The organism is Corynebacterium sp. 51B (assembly GCF_008930785.1).
GTDB lineage: Bacteria > Actinomycetota > Actinomycetes > Mycobacteriales > Mycobacteriaceae > Corynebacterium > Corynebacterium megadyptis.
Map to the genome: position 1 here is coordinate 187,892 of NZ_PQMK01000003.1, position 17,100 is coordinate 204,991.

Annotated in this window: 14 protein-coding genes; 1 reads left to right on the forward strand and 13 read right to left on the reverse strand. The window is 65.5% G+C overall.

Annotated features, from left to right (window positions below; all coding sequences use genetic code 11):
* Window positions 1–7: 7 nt before the first annotated feature.
* The 13 genes from GBB14_RS05270 to GBB14_RS05330 form a co-directional block, all read right to left on the reverse strand.
* Window positions 8–1,630 carry a cytochrome c biogenesis protein ResB gene (locus tag GBB14_RS05270; RefSeq protein ID WP_151529433.1) on the reverse strand — a complete coding sequence of 541 codons (1,623 nt, stop codon included), beginning with the start codon at window positions 1,628–1,630 and terminating at the stop codon, window positions 8–10.
* 41 nt (window positions 1,631–1,671) lie between these two features.
* On the reverse strand, window positions 1,672–2,457 hold the full coding sequence (locus tag GBB14_RS05275) for a cytochrome c biogenesis CcdA family protein (RefSeq protein ID WP_151529323.1): 786 nt from the start codon (window positions 2,455–2,457) through the stop codon (window positions 1,672–1,674).
* Window positions 2,458–2,465: 8 nt separating this feature from the next.
* Window positions 2,466–3,047, reverse strand: coding sequence for a TlpA disulfide reductase family protein (locus GBB14_RS05280; RefSeq protein WP_151529324.1), 582 nt, complete (start codon window positions 3,045–3,047; stop codon window positions 2,466–2,468).
* Window positions 3,044–3,667 carry a histidine phosphatase family protein gene (locus GBB14_RS05285; RefSeq protein WP_151529325.1) on the reverse strand — a complete coding sequence of 208 codons (624 nt, stop codon included), beginning with the start codon at window positions 3,665–3,667 and terminating at the stop codon, window positions 3,044–3,046. Before GBB14_RS05285 ends, GBB14_RS05280 begins: the two co-directional genes overlap by 4 nt.
* Before the next feature lies 1 nt (window position 3,668).
* Window positions 3,669–4,982 (reverse strand): glutamate-1-semialdehyde 2,1-aminomutase, encoded by a 1,314-nt coding sequence (gene hemL / locus GBB14_RS05290; RefSeq protein WP_151529326.1) that lies wholly within the window; start codon window positions 4,980–4,982, stop codon window positions 3,669–3,671.
* Between the two features lie 54 nt (window positions 4,983–5,036).
* Window positions 5,037–6,461, reverse strand: a complete 1,425-nt coding sequence (locus GBB14_RS05295; RefSeq protein ID WP_151529434.1) for a protoporphyrinogen oxidase — start codon at window positions 6,459–6,461, stop codon at window positions 5,037–5,039.
* A gap of 18 nt (window positions 6,462–6,479) precedes the next feature.
* On the reverse strand, window positions 6,480–7,556 hold the full coding sequence (gene hemE / locus GBB14_RS05300; protein WP_151529327.1) for a uroporphyrinogen decarboxylase: 1,077 nt from the start codon (window positions 7,554–7,556) through the stop codon (window positions 6,480–6,482).
* A 100-nt stretch (window positions 7,557–7,656) separates the two neighbouring features.
* On the reverse strand, window positions 7,657–8,427 hold the full coding sequence (locus GBB14_RS05305) for a sulfite exporter TauE/SafE family protein (RefSeq protein ID WP_151529328.1): 771 nt from the start codon (window positions 8,425–8,427) through the stop codon (window positions 7,657–7,659).
* Window positions 8,428–8,452: 25 nt separating this feature from the next.
* A complete protein-coding gene (locus GBB14_RS05310) occupies window positions 8,453–11,080 on the reverse strand; it encodes a cation-translocating P-type ATPase (RefSeq protein WP_151529329.1) in 2,628 nt (875 codons plus the stop codon).
* A gap of 3 nt (window positions 11,081–11,083) precedes the next feature.
* On the reverse strand, window positions 11,084–11,581 hold the full coding sequence (locus GBB14_RS05315; protein WP_151529330.1) for a hypothetical protein: 498 nt from the start codon (window positions 11,579–11,581) through the stop codon (window positions 11,084–11,086).
* Between the two features lie 49 nt (window positions 11,582–11,630).
* On the reverse strand, window positions 11,631–12,497 hold the full coding sequence (locus GBB14_RS05320; protein ID WP_151529331.1) for a hypothetical protein: 867 nt from the start codon (window positions 12,495–12,497) through the stop codon (window positions 11,631–11,633).
* Between the two features lie 38 nt (window positions 12,498–12,535).
* Window positions 12,536–13,576 carry a porphobilinogen synthase gene (gene hemB, locus GBB14_RS05325; RefSeq protein WP_151529332.1) on the reverse strand — a complete coding sequence of 347 codons (1,041 nt, stop codon included), beginning with the start codon at window positions 13,574–13,576 and terminating at the stop codon, window positions 12,536–12,538.
* A 51-nt stretch (window positions 13,577–13,627) separates the two neighbouring features.
* Window positions 13,628–15,394 carry a uroporphyrinogen-III synthase gene (locus GBB14_RS05330; RefSeq protein ID WP_151529333.1) on the reverse strand — a complete coding sequence of 589 codons (1,767 nt, stop codon included), beginning with the start codon at window positions 15,392–15,394 and terminating at the stop codon, window positions 13,628–13,630.
* 463 nt (window positions 15,395–15,857) lie between these two features.
* On the opposite strand from GBB14_RS05330, the gene GBB14_RS05335 reads away from it, so the two are divergent.
* The gene (locus GBB14_RS05335; protein ID WP_225976592.1) at window positions 15,858–17,078 is read left to right on the forward strand and encodes a glycosyltransferase 87 family protein; all 1,221 of its coding nucleotides are present in this window, start codon (window positions 15,858–15,860) and stop codon (window positions 17,076–17,078) included.
* Window positions 17,079–17,100: the final 22 nt, after the last annotated feature.

The following is a 17,100-nucleotide window of genomic DNA, read 5'->3' on the forward strand; positions in this document are numbered from 1 at the left end:
GGCGCGGCTAGCCCCTAATGTGCTGGGCATCCACCTCGGCGTCGAAGCTCTCATCCTCCGGATCGGGCAGCCCGTAGAGGGCGCGGGCGAGGTCGTCGTGCTCCTCGCCCCAGCCGGCGCGGTCGGTGCGGGCCAGACCACCGGTCTCTACCCGGGTGCCGCCCGCAACCGGGCTGACGCGAATCCAGATGCGGCGGCGCTTAATGGCCAGCGAGCCCACGAGCCCCGCCAGGGTGATCATGGTGCTCACCAGCACCCAGATCTGGGTGGAATCGTGGCTGATCTGCAGGTTCACAAACTCCTTGGCGCCGTCGAAGGTGACGGTGGTGCCATCGTCAAGGGTGACAGACTCGCCCTGGAGCAGATTGACGCGCTCCAGCTTCTGCAGCTGGCCGGTGTGCACCAGGGAGGGATCGAGGCTCCACAGCGACTGCCCGCGCCCAGTATCCAGCCCGGCATCGCCGCGATAGATATCGATGGCGAGGGCGGGATCGCGCATCGCGGGGAAGGCGGAGGCGAGCAGCTCATTATTTTCCCCCGACCACGCGGCGGTGGGGGCAAAGAGCCCCTCGAGGGCGATCTGGTTTTGGCGGCGCTCCGAGAGCTCCTCATACATTCCCGCCGGCGGATCGAAACGCATCGCGCCGGAGGAGAGGAAGAAGGTGGGATCATCGGGGCGGAACTGCAGGGTCTGGGTGCGGCTTTCCCCATCCGGCCAAGTGACCGTGACGGTGGGGGCGAAGCCGTGGCCTTGCAGATAGACGCGATCGCCGGCGATACGCAGCGGGTGGTTCACCCGCAGCTCATAGTCCTGCCACGTGGAGGGATCGGAATATACGTCCTCGCCCTCGGCCCAGGAGACGTTGCTGTGGAACATCTCCGCCTGGCCATTGGGCAGATAGTCGGCGGTGAAGTCGTGGACGTCGATGCAGAAGGGGTTGAGGCTGGTGCCATCGAAGGTGGCGCCGTGGCGGAAGCTGTCATAGTTGGCCACCGCGGTATTGCAGAACTGCGACTCCTCGGTATCGGCCACCACGATCACTTGGCCCTCGTAGTAGCTCAACCGGCCCCAGGCCACGGTGATCAACATTCCCACTAAACCGAGGTGAAAGACGAGATTGGCCAGCTCGCGCGCATAGCCCTTCTCCCCCGCCAGCGACCGCTGCCCGCTGCGATCCTCAGCAGCCGAGTACTCCTTCAGCCGCCAGCCCTTCATCCGGCTGCGAGCTGCGGCGAGCACCTCATCCGGGTTGTCCTCCACGACGCCCTCGGAGTAGTGCGGGAGGCGCTCCAATTTTTTGGGAGCGCGCACCGGCGGCTGCTTCATGGCCTGATAGTGCTCCCAGCTGCGCGGCAGAATACAGCCGATCAAAGAAATGAACAGCAGCACATAAATCGCGGTGAACCAGGTGGAGCTGAAGACGTCGAAAAGCTGCAGCTTATCGTAGACCTCCGCGATGCGCCCATTGGTGGCAATGTATTCCTCTACCTTGGACTCATTGAGGCTGCGCTGCGGCAAAAGGGCACCGGGGATGGCGCCCAAAGAGAGCAGAAAAAGCAGGATGAGCGCGGTGCGCATACTGGTAAGCCAGTTCCATGCGCGAACGACATAGCGGTTGAGGTTTTTCATGAGGTACTCAGCGTTGTCCTTTGAGGAGTCGGAGCCGCGGCCTAGAGCAGGGTGGTGCCGTAATTGACGGTCCACTGCCTGATCACGTTAATAAAGCTATCCCACAACCCCGTGACCAAGCACACGCCCACCACGATGAGCAGGGCGCCACCGATCTTCTGGATGGTGTGGGAATGGCGTTTCATCCAGTCCACCGAGTTCATCGCCCGGGCCGAACCGAGCGCCACCAATAAGAAGGGCAGGCCAAGCCCGAGGCAATAGGCAATGATGAGCGCCACCCCGCGGGCGGCGGTGGTGCCTTGGGTGCCGACGGCCACGGAGATGATCGCTGCCAGAGTGGGGCCGAGGCAGGGTGTCCAGCCCAGGGCGAAGACCCCGCCGAGCAGCGGCGCCCCCACCCAGGTGGAGATACGCTTCGGCTGCAGCCGCGTGTCTTTTTGCAGCGCCGGGATATAGCCCATGAACGCCACGCCCATGATGATGGTGATGACCCCGCCGATCCGCTGCAGCGTGGTGGCCTGCACGGTGAGCGCCTGAATGGTGCCAAAGACGGTGACGGTGGCGAGCACGAACACCACGGTAAAACCCAGAATGAACAGGCCGGCAGCCCCGGCCACGCGGGCGCGGGAGCCGCGCACCACGGTGCCGCCGCGCGCATCATAGCTAATATCGCCGCCGACCACGCTGGCGAGATAAGAGATATAGCCCGGCACCAGTGGCACCACACAGGGGCTGGCGAAAGACACCAGCCCCGCGAGCGCGGCGGCGAGCAGCCCCAGCAGCAGGGGGCCGCTGGCCACGAGATCAGCGACGGCGTTGGTGTCCACTCAGATCCTTAGCTCAGTTCTTGGTTCACTGCCTCGAGCAGCTCGGTGTCCGTGACTTCTCGCAGGAACACGTGCGCGGGGCGGTGCTGTCTATCCAGCACGATGGTAGTGGGGATCACGGTGGCGGGAAAACCACCCAGCGCCACTGCCGATTTGAAGGGCGGATCGTAGATGGAGGGATAGCTCACCCCGTTGTCTTTCACGAAGTCCCGCGGCAGCTGCACATTGTGGTCGCGGACATTGATGCCCAGCACGGTGCCCCCGCGGGATTCGATATCCTCCTGCACCCGCTGCAGATCATCTGACTCGGAGCGGCAGGGCGCACACCACTGGCCCCAGGCGTTGAGCACCACGACCTGGCCCTCGTAGTCGTCCAGGGAGATTTCTGTGTTCTCGTCCAGCAGCGAGGGCCCCTTGAGCGTGCCGATGGGGGCGCGCTCCTCCTCGGGGTAGTAGATATCGGTTTCGCCGCCGGGGGCCACGAAGGAGAAGGTTCCGCCCACGGCTACGGCATCATCGCCGGTGCTGCAGGCGGTGGCCGTGGTGGCGGCCGCCACCAGGCTGAGAATCAGTGCCGTAGTGCGCTTCATGAGATGTCCCGTGCAGGTTCGGTGTAGTGCATGTCCATGATGTCCTCGCCGTGGAAGATCAGCGAGGTCACGGACGCCAGGTCGCAGCGGCGCAGGGCGGGGTTGTGATAGAGCGGCAGGCCCTGCAGATGGCGCTGCACGCAGACAATCGGCAGCTGGTGGCTGATCACAATGGCCTCATGCCCGGCGGCGCGCTCGCGAATATCGGCGATGGTGTCCATCATGCGCTCGGCGATGTGCTCATAGGGCTCACCCCAGGAGGGCACGCGCGGATCCACCAATAGCGGCCAGCGCACCGGGTTCCACAGCTGGGAGCGCCAGGATTTGATGCGCAATCCCTCGAAGCGGTTACCGGCCTCCAGCAGTCCCTCGTTGGTCTGCAGCTCACGGCCTGTGACCTGCTGAAAGGGCTCGGAGGTTTCGCGGGTGCGCTGCAGCGGGGAGCTATAGAGCTGGGTCACGTCATGGCCGGCGAAGGAGGCGGCGGTGGCGGCCGCCTGGGCCCGGCCCCGCTCCGATAGGTGATAGCCGGGCAGGCGGCCATAGAGGACGCGCTCCGGATTGTGCACCTCACCATGGCGGACCAGGTGCACAATGGTGGTGTCGGGGGTGCTGGCCACGTTAGGCTCCGTCCTTGGTTGGGGTAGCGGCGGCCGCTGCCTCGGCGGCTGCAGCGAGGGCCTTCTCGATGGTCTCGAAGTCGCGGTCGCTCAGCGCGGTCGAGACGAACCAGGTTTCAAACACGCTCGGCGGCAGGTGCACGCCGTGCTCCAGCATGGCGTGGAAGAAGGCCGGGTAGCGGAAGGTATCGGCGCCCTGCATATCGGCGAAATTGTGGCCCTCGCCCTCGGCGAAGCGCACCGACATCATGGTGGTGGCGCGCTGAATATGGTGCGCCACTCCGGCCTTGTCCAGCGCCGCGTGGGTGAGGCTGGCCAGCTGATCGGCATTGGCGCGCACCGTGTCATAGATGTCTGCGCTGGCATTATCCAGCGAGGCCTTACCGGCGGCCACCGCCACCGGGTTACCGGAGAGGGTGCCGGCCTGGTACACGGGGCCGTGCGGGGCAAGGTATTCCATGATGTCGCGGCGGCCACCGAAGGCCGCGGCGGGCAGCCCGCCGGAGACCACCTTGCCAAAGGTGGTGAGGTCGCCGGCCACGCCATCCACGCCGTACCAGCCCTGGTAGGAGGTGCGGAAGCCCGTCATCACCTCGTCCATGATCAGCAGCGCGCCATACTCGCCGCACAGGGTCTTGAGCTGCTGGTTGAAGCCCTCCACCGGGGCGACGGTACCCATATTGCCGGCGGCGGCCTCGGTGATCACACAGGCGATATCCTCCGGATGGGCGGCGAAGGCGGCGCGCACCGCCTCGATATCGTTATAGGGCACCACGATGGTGTCGGCGGCGGAGGCGCCGGTGACACCCGGGCTGCCGGGCAGGGAGTAATCTGCCACACCCGAGCCGGCGGCGGCAAGCAGCGCATCCACGTGGCCGTGATAGCAGCCCTCGAACTTGATGATCTTCGACCGGCCGGTAAAGCCGCGGGCCAGGCGCACCGCCGACATGGTGGCCTCGGTACCGGAGTTCACCAGGCGTACCTCGTCCACCGAGGTGCGATCCACGATGGTCTGGGCCAGCTCGACCTCTCCGAGGGTGGGCGCGCCGAAGGAGAGCCCCTTCTCCACGGCCTTCTTCACGGCCTCCACGATGGCGGGGTGGTTGTGCCCGAGCAGCATCGGCCCCCAGGAGCAGAAAAGATCCACGTATTCATTGCCGTCCACATCCACCAGCGTGGAGCCGTGGGCGTGGTCGATGAAGCGGGTCTGGCCTCCCACGGAGCCGAAGGCCCGCACCGGAGAATTCACCCCGCCAGGGATGAGATTCTGCGCGCGATCAAAGTACTCAGCGGAGTGCGAGGTGCTAAAAGTCATGTGCTTCATTGTAGACGTCTCCAGCAGCACGCTTATCGACGCCCACTTCCACCCCTACAGCCGCTCGTGCACACCCAGAAGCGCGCGGGCGGTGGAGCGCGCATGGGCCACCACGGCGGGCACACCCACGCCGCCGACCCATGCTCCGGTGACCGCCACATCCGCATCAGCGGCAAGGGCCTCCTGCACGGCGGCAACGGTATCCAGGTGGGTGTGGGAGTAGCGCGGGATCCCGCCGTACCAGTACTGGGTGTAGATCTCACTCAGCCCGGCGGCGCGGCCATCGAAGCCGGTGATGGCCTGCAGATCGTCCAGGGCCCAGTCCACCAGCTGGTCCTCATCGGTGCGCAGGTAGGAATCATCGCCATAGCGGCCGAAGCTGGCGCGCACCAGCGCCCCGCCGCGGGCGGCCAGGTGCGGCCACTTTTTCGAGGAGAGCGTAAAGGCCTTGGTGTGCACATTCGGCTCATCGGCGGCGATGAGGATGCCGGAGTTATCGGGCAGGCCGGTGGCATCGTCGAACTTCATGCCCACCACCACCGAGCCGGCCAGCTCCACCTGCTTGGCCGCGGCCGCCGCTGCCGGGTTGTGCTGCTTCAGCAGCAGCGCGGTAGTGGGTGCAGGGGTGGCCATAATGACCTTGTCATAGACCTCGTCCTCGCCGCCTATGAGGCGCAGCCCGCCCTCGCAGCGCTGCAGGCCAGTGATGAAGGCATCCACGAAGATCCTCGCCCCGGAGCGCTCAGCCAGCGCCTCATAGAAGGTGGCATAGCCGCCATCGAAGGTGGCGAAGATCGGTGTCGGCTCGGTGGCCGGGGCGTCGCTGCGGGCTGCACGTGCGGAGGCGCGCTGCTCATTCATCTTCTTCACCGCTCCCGAGAGCGTGACCTTCTCCCCCGCCTCGACCATGGCGTCGAAGGTGGCGGCCAGCGCCGGGATGGTGGCGCGCACGCCCAGATCATCGGCCTGGCAGGAATACACCCCACCCAGCAGCGAGCTGAGCACATGATCCACCACGTCATCGCCATAGCGTTGGCGCACTAGCTCTCCGACGCTGAGGTCCTGCCCCACCGTCCACGCGATGGGTTCCTGCTCGCCCTCGGCGTCGATGCGGGCGGCCGTCTCGGCGGAAATCAGCTCGCGGATCTCGGCGGCGGTGGCGGGAATCCCCATCGCCCCGCCGCGGGGCAGCGGATGCAATTCCTCTCCCGAGTACACCAGCGAACCGAGGCCAGAGGGGTAGCGCAGGCTATCGCTGAGCCCCAGCTCCGCCACGAACTCCTTGATATCTGGGCGCAGGTTGAGAAATGCCTCAGCCCCCATATCCGTCGGCCCCGAGGCGAAGGGCACCGTGAACAGCTTCCCGCCGATCCGGTCCGCGGCCTCGTACACATCGATCTGCGCGGAGCTATCGTGCTTGTTCAGCTCATAGGCTGCGGTGAGGCCGGCGAGACCGGCGCCAACAATGGCGTACTTCATGGTTGCTGATGTCACTTCCTAAGTCTCGTGGATGATCTCGACGGCGCGCGTGATCATCTCTGCGTCGGTGCTGGGCAGCACCCCGTGTCCCAGGTTGAAGATATGGCCGGTGGCATCCCCGGCCGCTATGGCCCGCTGGGCCTCGCCCGTGATGCGCTGCACCTCGGAAGAAATCACCTCTGGCGAGGTAAAGAGCATGGCGGGGTCCAAGTTTCCTTGGAGCACCTTGGGGCCGGCGGCGGCACGGATGCGCGAGGCGGCGTCGTCAAGCTGCACGCGCCAATCGACGCCCACCACCTCGGGGCCGGCCTCGGCCATGGCGCCCAGCAGCTCGCCGGTGCCCACGCCGAAGTGGATGCGCGGAATGTCATATTGCTCGATATGCGCGAAGATTTCCTGCGAATAGGGCAGAACGAACTCGCGGTAGTCGCGCTGGCTGAGGAAACCGGCCCAGGAGTCGAAGAGCTGCATGGCGTCGATGCCGGCGTGCACCTGGGTATCAAGATAGCCCAGCACGGTGGGCACGATGCGGCGCATGAGCGCATGCCAGTTCTCGGGATCGGCGTGCATCATGGCCTTGGTCTGCTCATGGTTTTTGCTGGGCCCGCCCTCGATGAGATAGCTGGCGAGAGTAAAGGGGGCGCCGATGAAGCCGATGAGGGCCTGCTGATCAGTGAGCTCATTGAGGATGAGGCCAATGCCCTCGACGATCTCCTCCACATCGTGATCGAGAATCGGCAGCGCCGAAATATCCGAGGCGCAGCGGATCGGCTGCTCCACCACGGGGCCGCGGCCGGGCACGATATCGATATCGAGGCCCGCGGCCTTGAGCGGCACCACAATATCGGAGAAGAGGATCGCGGCATCAACATCATGCCGGCGGACCGGCTGCAGGGTGATCTCGGCCAGCAACTCCGGCATGAAGCAGGAGTCCAGCATGGCGATGCCCTCGCGCACCTTGCGATATTCCGGCAGCGACCGCCCTGCCTGGCGCATGAACCAGACCGGGGTACGGCTGGGGGTGCGGCCATGCGCGGCGGCGAGCAACGGCGCGGAAGGGATCGAGCGGCGGCGGGCAGAGGCGGAGTCGGTCATAGTGTTCCATCATGCCCTACCCGTAGGACACGTCGCTAGCGAGCTGCCCCTTGCCGGATCATGGCTCACCCGGCGACGCACTGGGCGCCCCGGCGCAGGCTCAGCCGAGCACCGTTTCTAGGGCGGTCGCCGCAGCCACCACGGCCAGCAGCGTGGCGAAGGCCAGGGTGAGCTGATAGGGGCGCACCCGTCGGGTCAGCGGCTCGCCCGCTATGCCGCCCACCACCGAGGCGGCGGTAAAGATCAGCACGGTCAGATAGTCTCCGCCGAAGTCGGTGCCCACTCGCGCCGCCAGCCCCGCCAGGGCGCTGATAATCATAATCACCAGCGAGGTTCCGGCGGCCTGGTGCATCCGCATGCCCAGCGCCAGCACCAGCACAGGTACCACGATGAAGCCGCCGCCGACGCCGAAGAACCCGGTGAGAAAACCCGTGGCGCAGGCCAATGCCACCACCAGCCACCAGGGGCGAGAGGGCGCCGGTGCGGCCGCCGCAGTCTCGGGCTGGGCGCGATCGCGCAGCCCCCGCCAGCCCATATAGCCGGCCACCACAGCCAAGAGCGCCGCGAAGAGCACCAGGAGCAGATCGGGGTTCACCAGCACCGATACCCGCCCACCGAGGAAGGAGCCCAGCACCGTGAGCAGGCCGAAGCTGGCGCCGCGACGCCACGCCACCGTGCCGTGGCGGGCGTGGCCGACAAGGGAAAACGCGGCCGTGGTGGCCACGATGATGAGGGATCCGTAGGTGGCATCGTGCGGGGCGAAGCCCAGCAGGAAGATGAGGGCGGGCACGGAGAGGATGCCGCCGCCGGCACCCAAGGCGCCCACCACGAGCCCCACTCCGAGGCCGACGACGATGGTCAAAAGGATCATGGTGTCTAGGGTAGGCGTCGATACGCTAGAAGCGTCGCGCCTGCTGGGAGGACCACTCCGTGATGAAGGAGCTGGTGAGCATGAGCACGGTGGCGGCCATCGGGTGCAGCAGGCCGGCGGCGGCGAGCAGCATGGCGGTGATGTTATACACCCAGGCGAACATGAGGTTGCGGTCCACGAGGGCACCAACACGGCGCGCCAGGTTGAAGGCCTCGGGGATGGCGGAGACGTCCTGGCGCAGGATCACCACATCGGCCTCGGGCACATCGAAATCATCGCCGGGCTGGACCAGCAGGCCTACATCGGCCACGTTGAGCGGGCCGCGCACGGACTCATCTCCCACCATGCCCACCACATTGCCGCGGGTGTGAACACTGCGGACCGTGACCGTTTTCTTCGCCGGGGCGATACCGGCGAGCACCTTGGAGATGCCCATGAAGTTCGCCAAGCGGCGCGCCACCGGATAGGCGTCGCGGGTGAGCATGACGGTTTCAATACCCATCGTCTCTAGCTCATCGATGGCGTCCATGGCATCGTCTTTGGGATCCGAGTGCATGGTGATTACGCCCCGCGGCTTGCCCTTCCAATTGACCACCAGCGGGGTACCGCCGGCGGAGATCGCCAGGGCTAGGCGGCCCTCGAGATCGGATTCATCGCGCGGCCGCCACAGAGAGGCCTCCACCTGGCGCAGCTCCGTTTTCCCGCGCGCGACCTCGATGGGGATTTCCACCAGCCCGGTGAAGGTGCCGTGTTCGTCCACATGGGCTTGGGAGACATCGATCCAGTGCGGAATTTCCTCGCCGCCAGCCCCGCGGTCGCGGGCCTCGCGGGCGGCCTTGACCAGAGCCTTGGACACCGGATGATCGGACTCCATCGATAGCGCCGCGGCCACCCGCAACACCAGCTCGGGGTTCTCGCGATCGCTGGCGATCACGGTTTCCACCGACATGGTGTCCTTGGTCAGGGTGCCCACGCGGTTGAAGATCACGGTATTGACCCGCTCCATCACGCGGATGGTCTCCGAATTACGGATGAGCAGGCCCTTGCGGGCACCCGACTCGATGCCATAGCGGGTGGCCAGCGGCGCCGAAATGGCGAGAGACACCGGCGCCACGCAGGCGAGAATAGCGAGCGCCGTGGCGAAGGCGACATTGTAATTCCCGCGGATGAGCAGCCACATACAAAAATCCACGATGGCGATAGTGACTGCCCAGGGCACCAAGAGGGAGGCCGACCGGGTGGCCAGCTGCGCGGAGTGGTTTTGCACGGCCGTGGACTCGTCGATCCAGCGCAGCATCGCGGCCAGCCGGGTGGCGGAGCCGGAGTGGCGGACGCGAATCTTCAGCGGCCCACCCAGGTTGGTGGAGCCGGCATACACCTTGGAATTCACCTTCACGGTGCGGGCGTCCTGGTGGCCTTCATCGTGATCCACCGCCGAGCGCAGCAGTCCCGAGGCCACCGTGGAGGCACCGCCGACAACGCGGCCATCGCAGGGAATCACCCCGCCGGTGGGCACCAGGATGTCATCGCCCACCCGCAGCTCCTGCACGGGCACCACCTGTTTGACGGCGGCAGCACGGGGGCCGGCTTTGCGCACCACCGTCACTTCATACATGGTGCCCTCGTGCTCGCGGCGGGCGTCTTCCACCAAGTTGGAGCGGGAGTGGCGCATGGCGATGCGCCCGCCCAGCAGCAGCACCGTCATGCCGCAGGCCACATCTAGGAAGAGCTCTCCATCGAGGATCGAGGGGTAGTTATAGGCGAACCAGCGCGGTTCGGAGGTCCAGCCGATGGAGCCGGCTGGGGTGAAAAAGAGCATGATCATGGACCAGCCGAAGGCGGCGATGATGGCGGCCGCACTGGCCGCGTCCAGCGCGGACATCTTCCGCCGCAATCCCCCCAGCGCCGCGCGGTGGAAGGGCCAGGCGCCCCAGGTGACCACGGGAATAGATAGCGCGAAGCTGATCCACTGCCAGTAGTCGATCTGCAGCGAGGGCACATAGCTAAAGACCAAGATAGGGATGGTGAGCACGAGGCTCACCAGCAGCCGGTCGAGGGTGACTAGGCCGCGGGCGGTGAAGAGCACATCGGCGTTATCGTTGCGCTCCAAGGTGAGACCCAAGTGCCGGTTTTCGGGGTTGGCCTCGGTGAGTGCCTGTTTGGTGCCTTTGATGCGTTCCAGCAGGGAGCTGCGGTGCGGATGCCGCTGCGCATGGTGCACCGGCGGGGCGATGAGGCGGTCCGCGCGACGACGCAGCGAGCCTTCCGTGAGCTCGGCCCGCACCCCCATATTGGCCAGCTTCTCAATGATCGTCTCGGGCGGGATGCTGGTGGGCGCGGTGATCCACGCGATCGAGTTGGTGTAGATCAGCGAGGCCCGCACCCCATCGATGCACTCCAGTGCCTGTTCCACATCGCGTGCCGCGGCGGCCGAGGAGAGTCCTTGTAGCTCGAGGGCAAAGGAGATGAGCTCCGATCCCTCTCGGGAGGCGAGACGTTGGGAGGCGAGATCAGAGGAGGAGGCGTCGGTGTTCAATCCGGCGAGGCTGGCCGCTTTTTTAGCCTCTTTGATGGCCTCGTCCATTTCTCGCCAGTCAGCGCGTAGGGCGGCCGGGCTGAGATCGGCGCGACTGCCATTACTCAGGGGGCTCATTATTTACTCCTCGCTCTCGCGATCAGGGGCGGACTCGGGATGAGTATTCTGGGCGCACTTTTTCCGCCACGCGCTGCAGGCGGCCACATAGTCATTTGCCGTGGGGCGGAAGATGGCCAGCCCACCGAGCGCCAGCACCATGGGTATCAGCCCGAAGGATAGCCCGACGAAGCGGAATACGAAGGCCATCACGTCGAGCACGATGACGATGGCTAGCACGAGCAGAAGGATGCGGCGCGAGCGGGCGGAGCCGGAGTGCAGCTGCGCGGCGAGGCCCGCTATCACCAGCCCTAACACCATATTAAAGAAGCCGACGATGCGTTGATTACGCACCACGCTGTCTTGGAACTCCAGGGGCGCGGCGGGATCCCCCTGATAGCCGGCGGTGGTGACCACCAGCCCGGCGAGGATCATGAGCGCCGCCCCGGCGAGCAGGAGGAAAAATCCCACCCGAATACTGGCGGGGGCTATGGGCTGCGGGGCCGAGGCGGGGTGAGTCATGGCGATATCCTTCAACAGCAAGGGGTAGGGTAAAGCAGCGGCGGGGCCGCTAGCGCTCGGTCTCTGTGGGCTCGATCCACGTCTTCGACTCGGGGCGGGAGAAGAACACCAGGCCCAGAACCGCGGCCACGCCCACCACAATTTGCAGGGAGCCGTCGATGAGGAATTGCACCGAGTTCGGATCGGACAGCGGCGGTGGAGAGAAGAACACGAACAGCGCCCGAATGGTGAAGTAGATGCCAAAGAAGGTGAGCAGCCGCTTCGCGCTGGGCGCTTTCTCCCGAGCACGGGCGATCACATTCACCATCCACGCCACAATGGCCAGGATTGCGAAGGCGAAGAGCATGATGACCACGTAGTAGCCGATCACCGCCAGATTCAGGGCGGTATCCCCGAGGTTCTCCAGCTGGGACACTTGCTCCGAGTCCATGGTGGCGATCACCTGGGAGGCGACCTCGCGGGGGTTCATGGCGGTGGTGAGCACCAGCACCACATGCCGCAGTACCTCGGCGATAATCAGCACCCACCACACCTTGACGGCAAGATCGATCGATTCCGGCCGCTCCTTCGATTCAGGCTCGGCGCGGCGCCCACCCCGTGGTGGCTGCTGGCGCTGATCGCTACCTGGCCCCACCGGCCCCTGGGAGGGCTGGGGATCCGGCTTTGCGTCCCAAGGACGCGAGGGGCCGCGGCGCGGGGTGCGCGGGCTGCGATCACCGGGGCGCTCCGGTTGCGGCGGCTGCGGCTGGCGCTCCGGCTCGCTGAGTCCGCTGGGGCGCTCTGGCGGCGGCGCATCGGGGACGGGCTGGCCGCCAGGAACGGGCTGGCCGCCAGGAACAGGCTGGCCGCCAGGTGCAGGCTGGCCGCCCATCCCGCCGGGGCTGCTGGGTGGTGGTGCTGGGGTGTGGTTGTGCACAGCTGACCTATCTGGCTCTAGGGTGTCTGGTCTCGCCTTTAGCCGCAGCGGCGGGCGAGGTCCACGGCAAAGTAGGTGAGAATCTGGTCGGCGCCGGCGCGCTTAATGGACAGGGCGGATTCCATCATCACGGCGTCAAGATCAATCCAGTTATTGCGGGCGGCAGCGTGAATCATGGAGTACTCGCCAGAGACTTGGTAGGCGGCCACAGGCACCTCCACACGCTCCTTGACGGCGGCCAGCACATCCAGATAGGGCAGCGCGGGCTTGACCATCACGAAGTCGGCGCCTTCTGCCACATCCAGATCCACCTCCAGCAGGGATTCGCGGAAGTTCGCGGGATCCTGCTGATAGGTGCGGCGATCCCCCTGCAGGGAAGAACCCACGGCGTCGCGGAAGGGACCGAAGAAGGCGGAGGCGTATTTGGCGGAGTAGGCCATGATGGCCACGTCCTGGAAGCCGGCGGCATCGAGGGCCGCGCGGATGGCGGAAATTTGGCCATCCATCATGCCGGAGGGGCTCACAATGTGGGCACCCGCCTCGGCTTGGGCCACGGCCATGCGCTGATAGCAGGGCAGGGTGGCGTCATTATCCACCACGGTGGCGCCGAAGCGATCAGTGGTGAGCACCCCACAGTGGCCGTGATCGGTGAACTCATCGAGGCAGGTATCGGCCATGACCAGCACATCGTCGCCGAAGCGCTCCCGCACTGCCCGCACTCCGCGGTTGAGGATGCCGTCCTCGGCCCAGCTCTGCGAGCCGTTGTGGTCTTTGCTGTCCTCCACCGGAACACCGAAGAGGTCGATGCAGCGCACCCCCGCCTCGGCGGCGTCCTCGACGGCGTGCAGCAGGGAGTTTTCCGTGTGCTGGTACACCCCCGGCATGGAAGAAATTTCATTCGGCGCGTCGATCTTATCGGCGATAAACATCGGCAAGATCAGATCACTCGGGTGCAAGCGGGTCTCGGCCACAAGCTCACGCATAGCCGATGAGCTGCGCAGACGGCGCGGACGGCGGAGCAGTCCGGCATCGTAGTGTGCATCGCGGGCCCCAGCAGTATTCTCGGAAAACTCAGACATGCTTCCTACCTTAACGCGCGACAGCGCGCGGGGGACCACCCGCGCGCCTGTCTACTTCTTCGTTGCTTTCTTCCGACTACGCCGCTTCTTTCGCGGTGGCGGCAGCTGGTCAGTGGCCCGCAACTGGGCAACGTGATCGGCCAAGGCGTCCACCACGTTATGCACGCTCGCTTCCTCCGGCACCACATCCACGCGCAGCCCCAGCTCCTTAGCGGTGGCGGCCGCCATCGGACCAATGCAGGCAATGATGGTGCGCTGATGCGGCTTACCAGCGATTCCGACAAGATTGCGCACCGTGGACGAGGAGGTGAAGCACACGGCATCGAAGCCGCCCGTTTTGATCATGTCGCGGACCTCTGCCGAGGGCGGGGCTGCCCGCACGGTGCGGTAGGCCACCACATCATCAACGTCCCAGAACTTGGCCTTAAGGCCATCCACCAGCACATCGGTGGCAATGTCGGCGCGCGGCAGCAGCACCCGACCCACGGGGTCGAGGTCCTCGTCATACTCGGGGAATACCTCCACCAAGCCATGGGCGTTCTGGTGCTTCTCGTGCGGCATCAGCTCGGGGCTAATACCCCAGACGCGGATGGCTGCCGCGGTCTTTTTCCCAACCGCGGCGATGCGCACCCCAGCGAGATCGCGGGCATCGAGGCCGAACTCTTGCAGCTTCGACCACAGCGCGTCCACGGCATTGACGCTGGTGAGCACGATCCACTGGTAGCGGCCCTCCACAATGCCCTTGACGGCGCGCTCCATCTGGGCGGGGTTGCGCGGCGGCTCCAGCGAGATGGTGGGCACTTCTTGGGGGATAGCGCCGTGGCTGGCCAGGCGGGTGGACATGTCCGCGGCCTGCGCCTTCGCTCGCGGCACCAGCACGCGCCACCCGTAGAGCGGGCGGGTCTCCCACCAGGAGTATTTCGAGCGGGCATCCACGCCGCGCCCGATCGTGACCACGAGCTGGCCGGGGAATTCCCCGTTGAGCTTGCCGAGCGTGTTCAGCTGGGTGTCGTGGGTGCGCTGCAGGCGCGTGGTGCCGTGCACCGTCACCGATACCGGGGTATTGGCGGCCATGCCGCGCTCGCTCAGCTCGGTGGCGATGGTGGCCAGATCATCCTGGGTGGCGGTGAGTACCAGCGGCTGCGGCGCCTCGGCCAGCTGATCCCAGTCCACATCGGTGGCGGCCACATCGGTTTCGGTATAGGTCGATCCCGTGGCGATACCGGCGAAAGAAGGCACGGTCGCCGGCAGCGACATGCCCGGCACTACCTGGAATTCGATGCCGCGGCGCGAGACCTCGTTGATCTCCCGCAGGGTGTGATCATTAGACAGCGGATTACCGGCCACGAGCCGGATCACGTCATGACCCTGGCGCACCTTTTCCTCGAGCCAATCCACACTGGCGTGCACACTGGGCTCGGCGGCCGAATCCTCCTGCGAGGCGGCGTCGATAATAGCGGTGACCTCGGTGATCTCCCCTGCCCCGGGCTGCGGCGGCTGCGGCGGCTTGCGGCGCGCCCCCTTGGCCTTCGCGGCGGCGCAGGCGGCCTCATAATCCGCATTCCACTGATCGATCTTGGCCTGCGGCACGCTCAGCGACTGCCCCACAATATCGCGCACGCCCGGCAGTACCACCTCATCAACCAAGGCGTAGACGGTGTGGCTCAGCACATCGCGCGCCCGCACGGTGAGCAGCTCGGGGTTGCCGGGGCCAGCCCCAACAAAAAGAACGGTCGCACCGTTCACCCCAGCAGCAGGCTCGCTAACGCGGGTCTGCTCACTAGCGCGATCGTCGGCCTGCAAGTCCTGAGCTGTCATCTACTTCTTTTCTTTTGGCGCGGCGGATGGAGTGGGATCACAAGGTATACAGTCGTCGGACGTGAAATAACCCCTTCGACCGTTCGCGGGCCTAGAAAATACGCGGTCCTTATCGGCGAAGAGGTTCGTCCACATGCTAGGTAAAGGGTAGAGCATGAATCGGCCTGTGAAAAATCGCCTTATACCACGCCCACCCACGAACCCATGTACTGGGGTCCCCTCTGTGCCAGTGATCCCGCCGACGCTTATCGACGCCGCCCTGCTTGCTCACAAGCCATCCCTCGGAGCTATCGATGTGGCTTAATATAAGGGCTCAGTCGTAATTCGTGACATCCCTGAAGGTTCGTTGCCGATGCTCCCCGCCCTTAGCCCTGCCGATCGCGGCGCGCTCTCCGCCACAGCCGCGTCGGGCACACCTCGCCATATCTCTTTTTCGCGATGGCACAAGGTGGTCTTCGCACTGATGATGACCGCGTCCCTCATCTATGCCTTTTATAATGGCCACGGCCTGCGCTATCGCGTGGACATGGAGGTCTACCGTGTGGGCGCCCAGCGGGTGCTCGACGGCCAGGAGCTGTATAGCGGGGCGTTTCAGATCACCCCGGATGTGGTGTTGCCCTTCACCTATCCGCCGATCTCGGCGCTGCTCTTTGTGCCGCTCACCTTCGGTTCGCACACGGTGGCGTCGCTGTGTATCACCCTCGCCAATGTGGCCGTGCTCTTCGCGCTGACGCGGCTGATCATCACCCGCTTCGCCGCCGTGGATTCCTCCACCGGATCATGGCTCGCACTCGCCACCACGGCAGCGCTGGTGCCGATCGGCCCCATCTGGTCCACCGTGGTCTACGGGCAGATCAATATTTTCCTCATCGCGCTGATCATCGTGGACACCATGGTTCTGCCGCGGCGCTGGCGCGGCGTGCTCACCGGCGCCGCCGTGGCCATCAAGCTCACCCCAGCGGTCTTTGGTCTCTGGTTTTTGCTGCAGCGCGACTGGGCCTCGATTCTGCGCATGGGGGCCGGCACTTTGGGGCTTACGGGGATTGCGTGGGCGATTCTGCCGCAGGATTCGCGCACCTACTGGCTAGATACGCTCTCCTCCACGGGGCGCATAGGCAACATGGATTTCCCTGCCAACCAGTCCTTCAACGGCGCGTTGTGGCGGGCGGGGCTGCGCGATGACAGCTCCGGCTCCACGCTGTGGCTGCTGCTCGCCCTCATCACCATCGCGGTGGTGGCCGCGCTGATGGTGCGACTCTTCCGCGCCCAGGCCCCCTTCGCAGCCCTGGCGGCCAATAGCTTCATCGCATTGCTGGCCAGCCCGGTGTCCTGGACCCACCACTGGGTATGGATTCCGCTACTGGTTATCGCCGTGACCCTGCGGGTGACGCATCCCGCCGCCCTCGATAGCTTCAGCAGCCGGATGCGCGTTGTCTGGAAAGTCTTTGCCGCTGTGGGTTTCTTCTGCTTCCTGCTCGACCCGAAGGCTTTTACTCCCATTCCCGAGTTCGGCGGGGAGTGGAACATCTTCTGGCACGTGATGGGCAATAGCTACCTGTGGTGGACCGTGGCCTGCATCGCGGTGTTGTGGGTGCTCTACCGGCCTCTATCCCAAGAAAGCCCCAGCGCGGAGGAGACGCCCGTCACGCCCGTGCCCCATCAAGGGGTGAATCCTAAGAAATAGATAAAGCTACTCTAAGATCAGT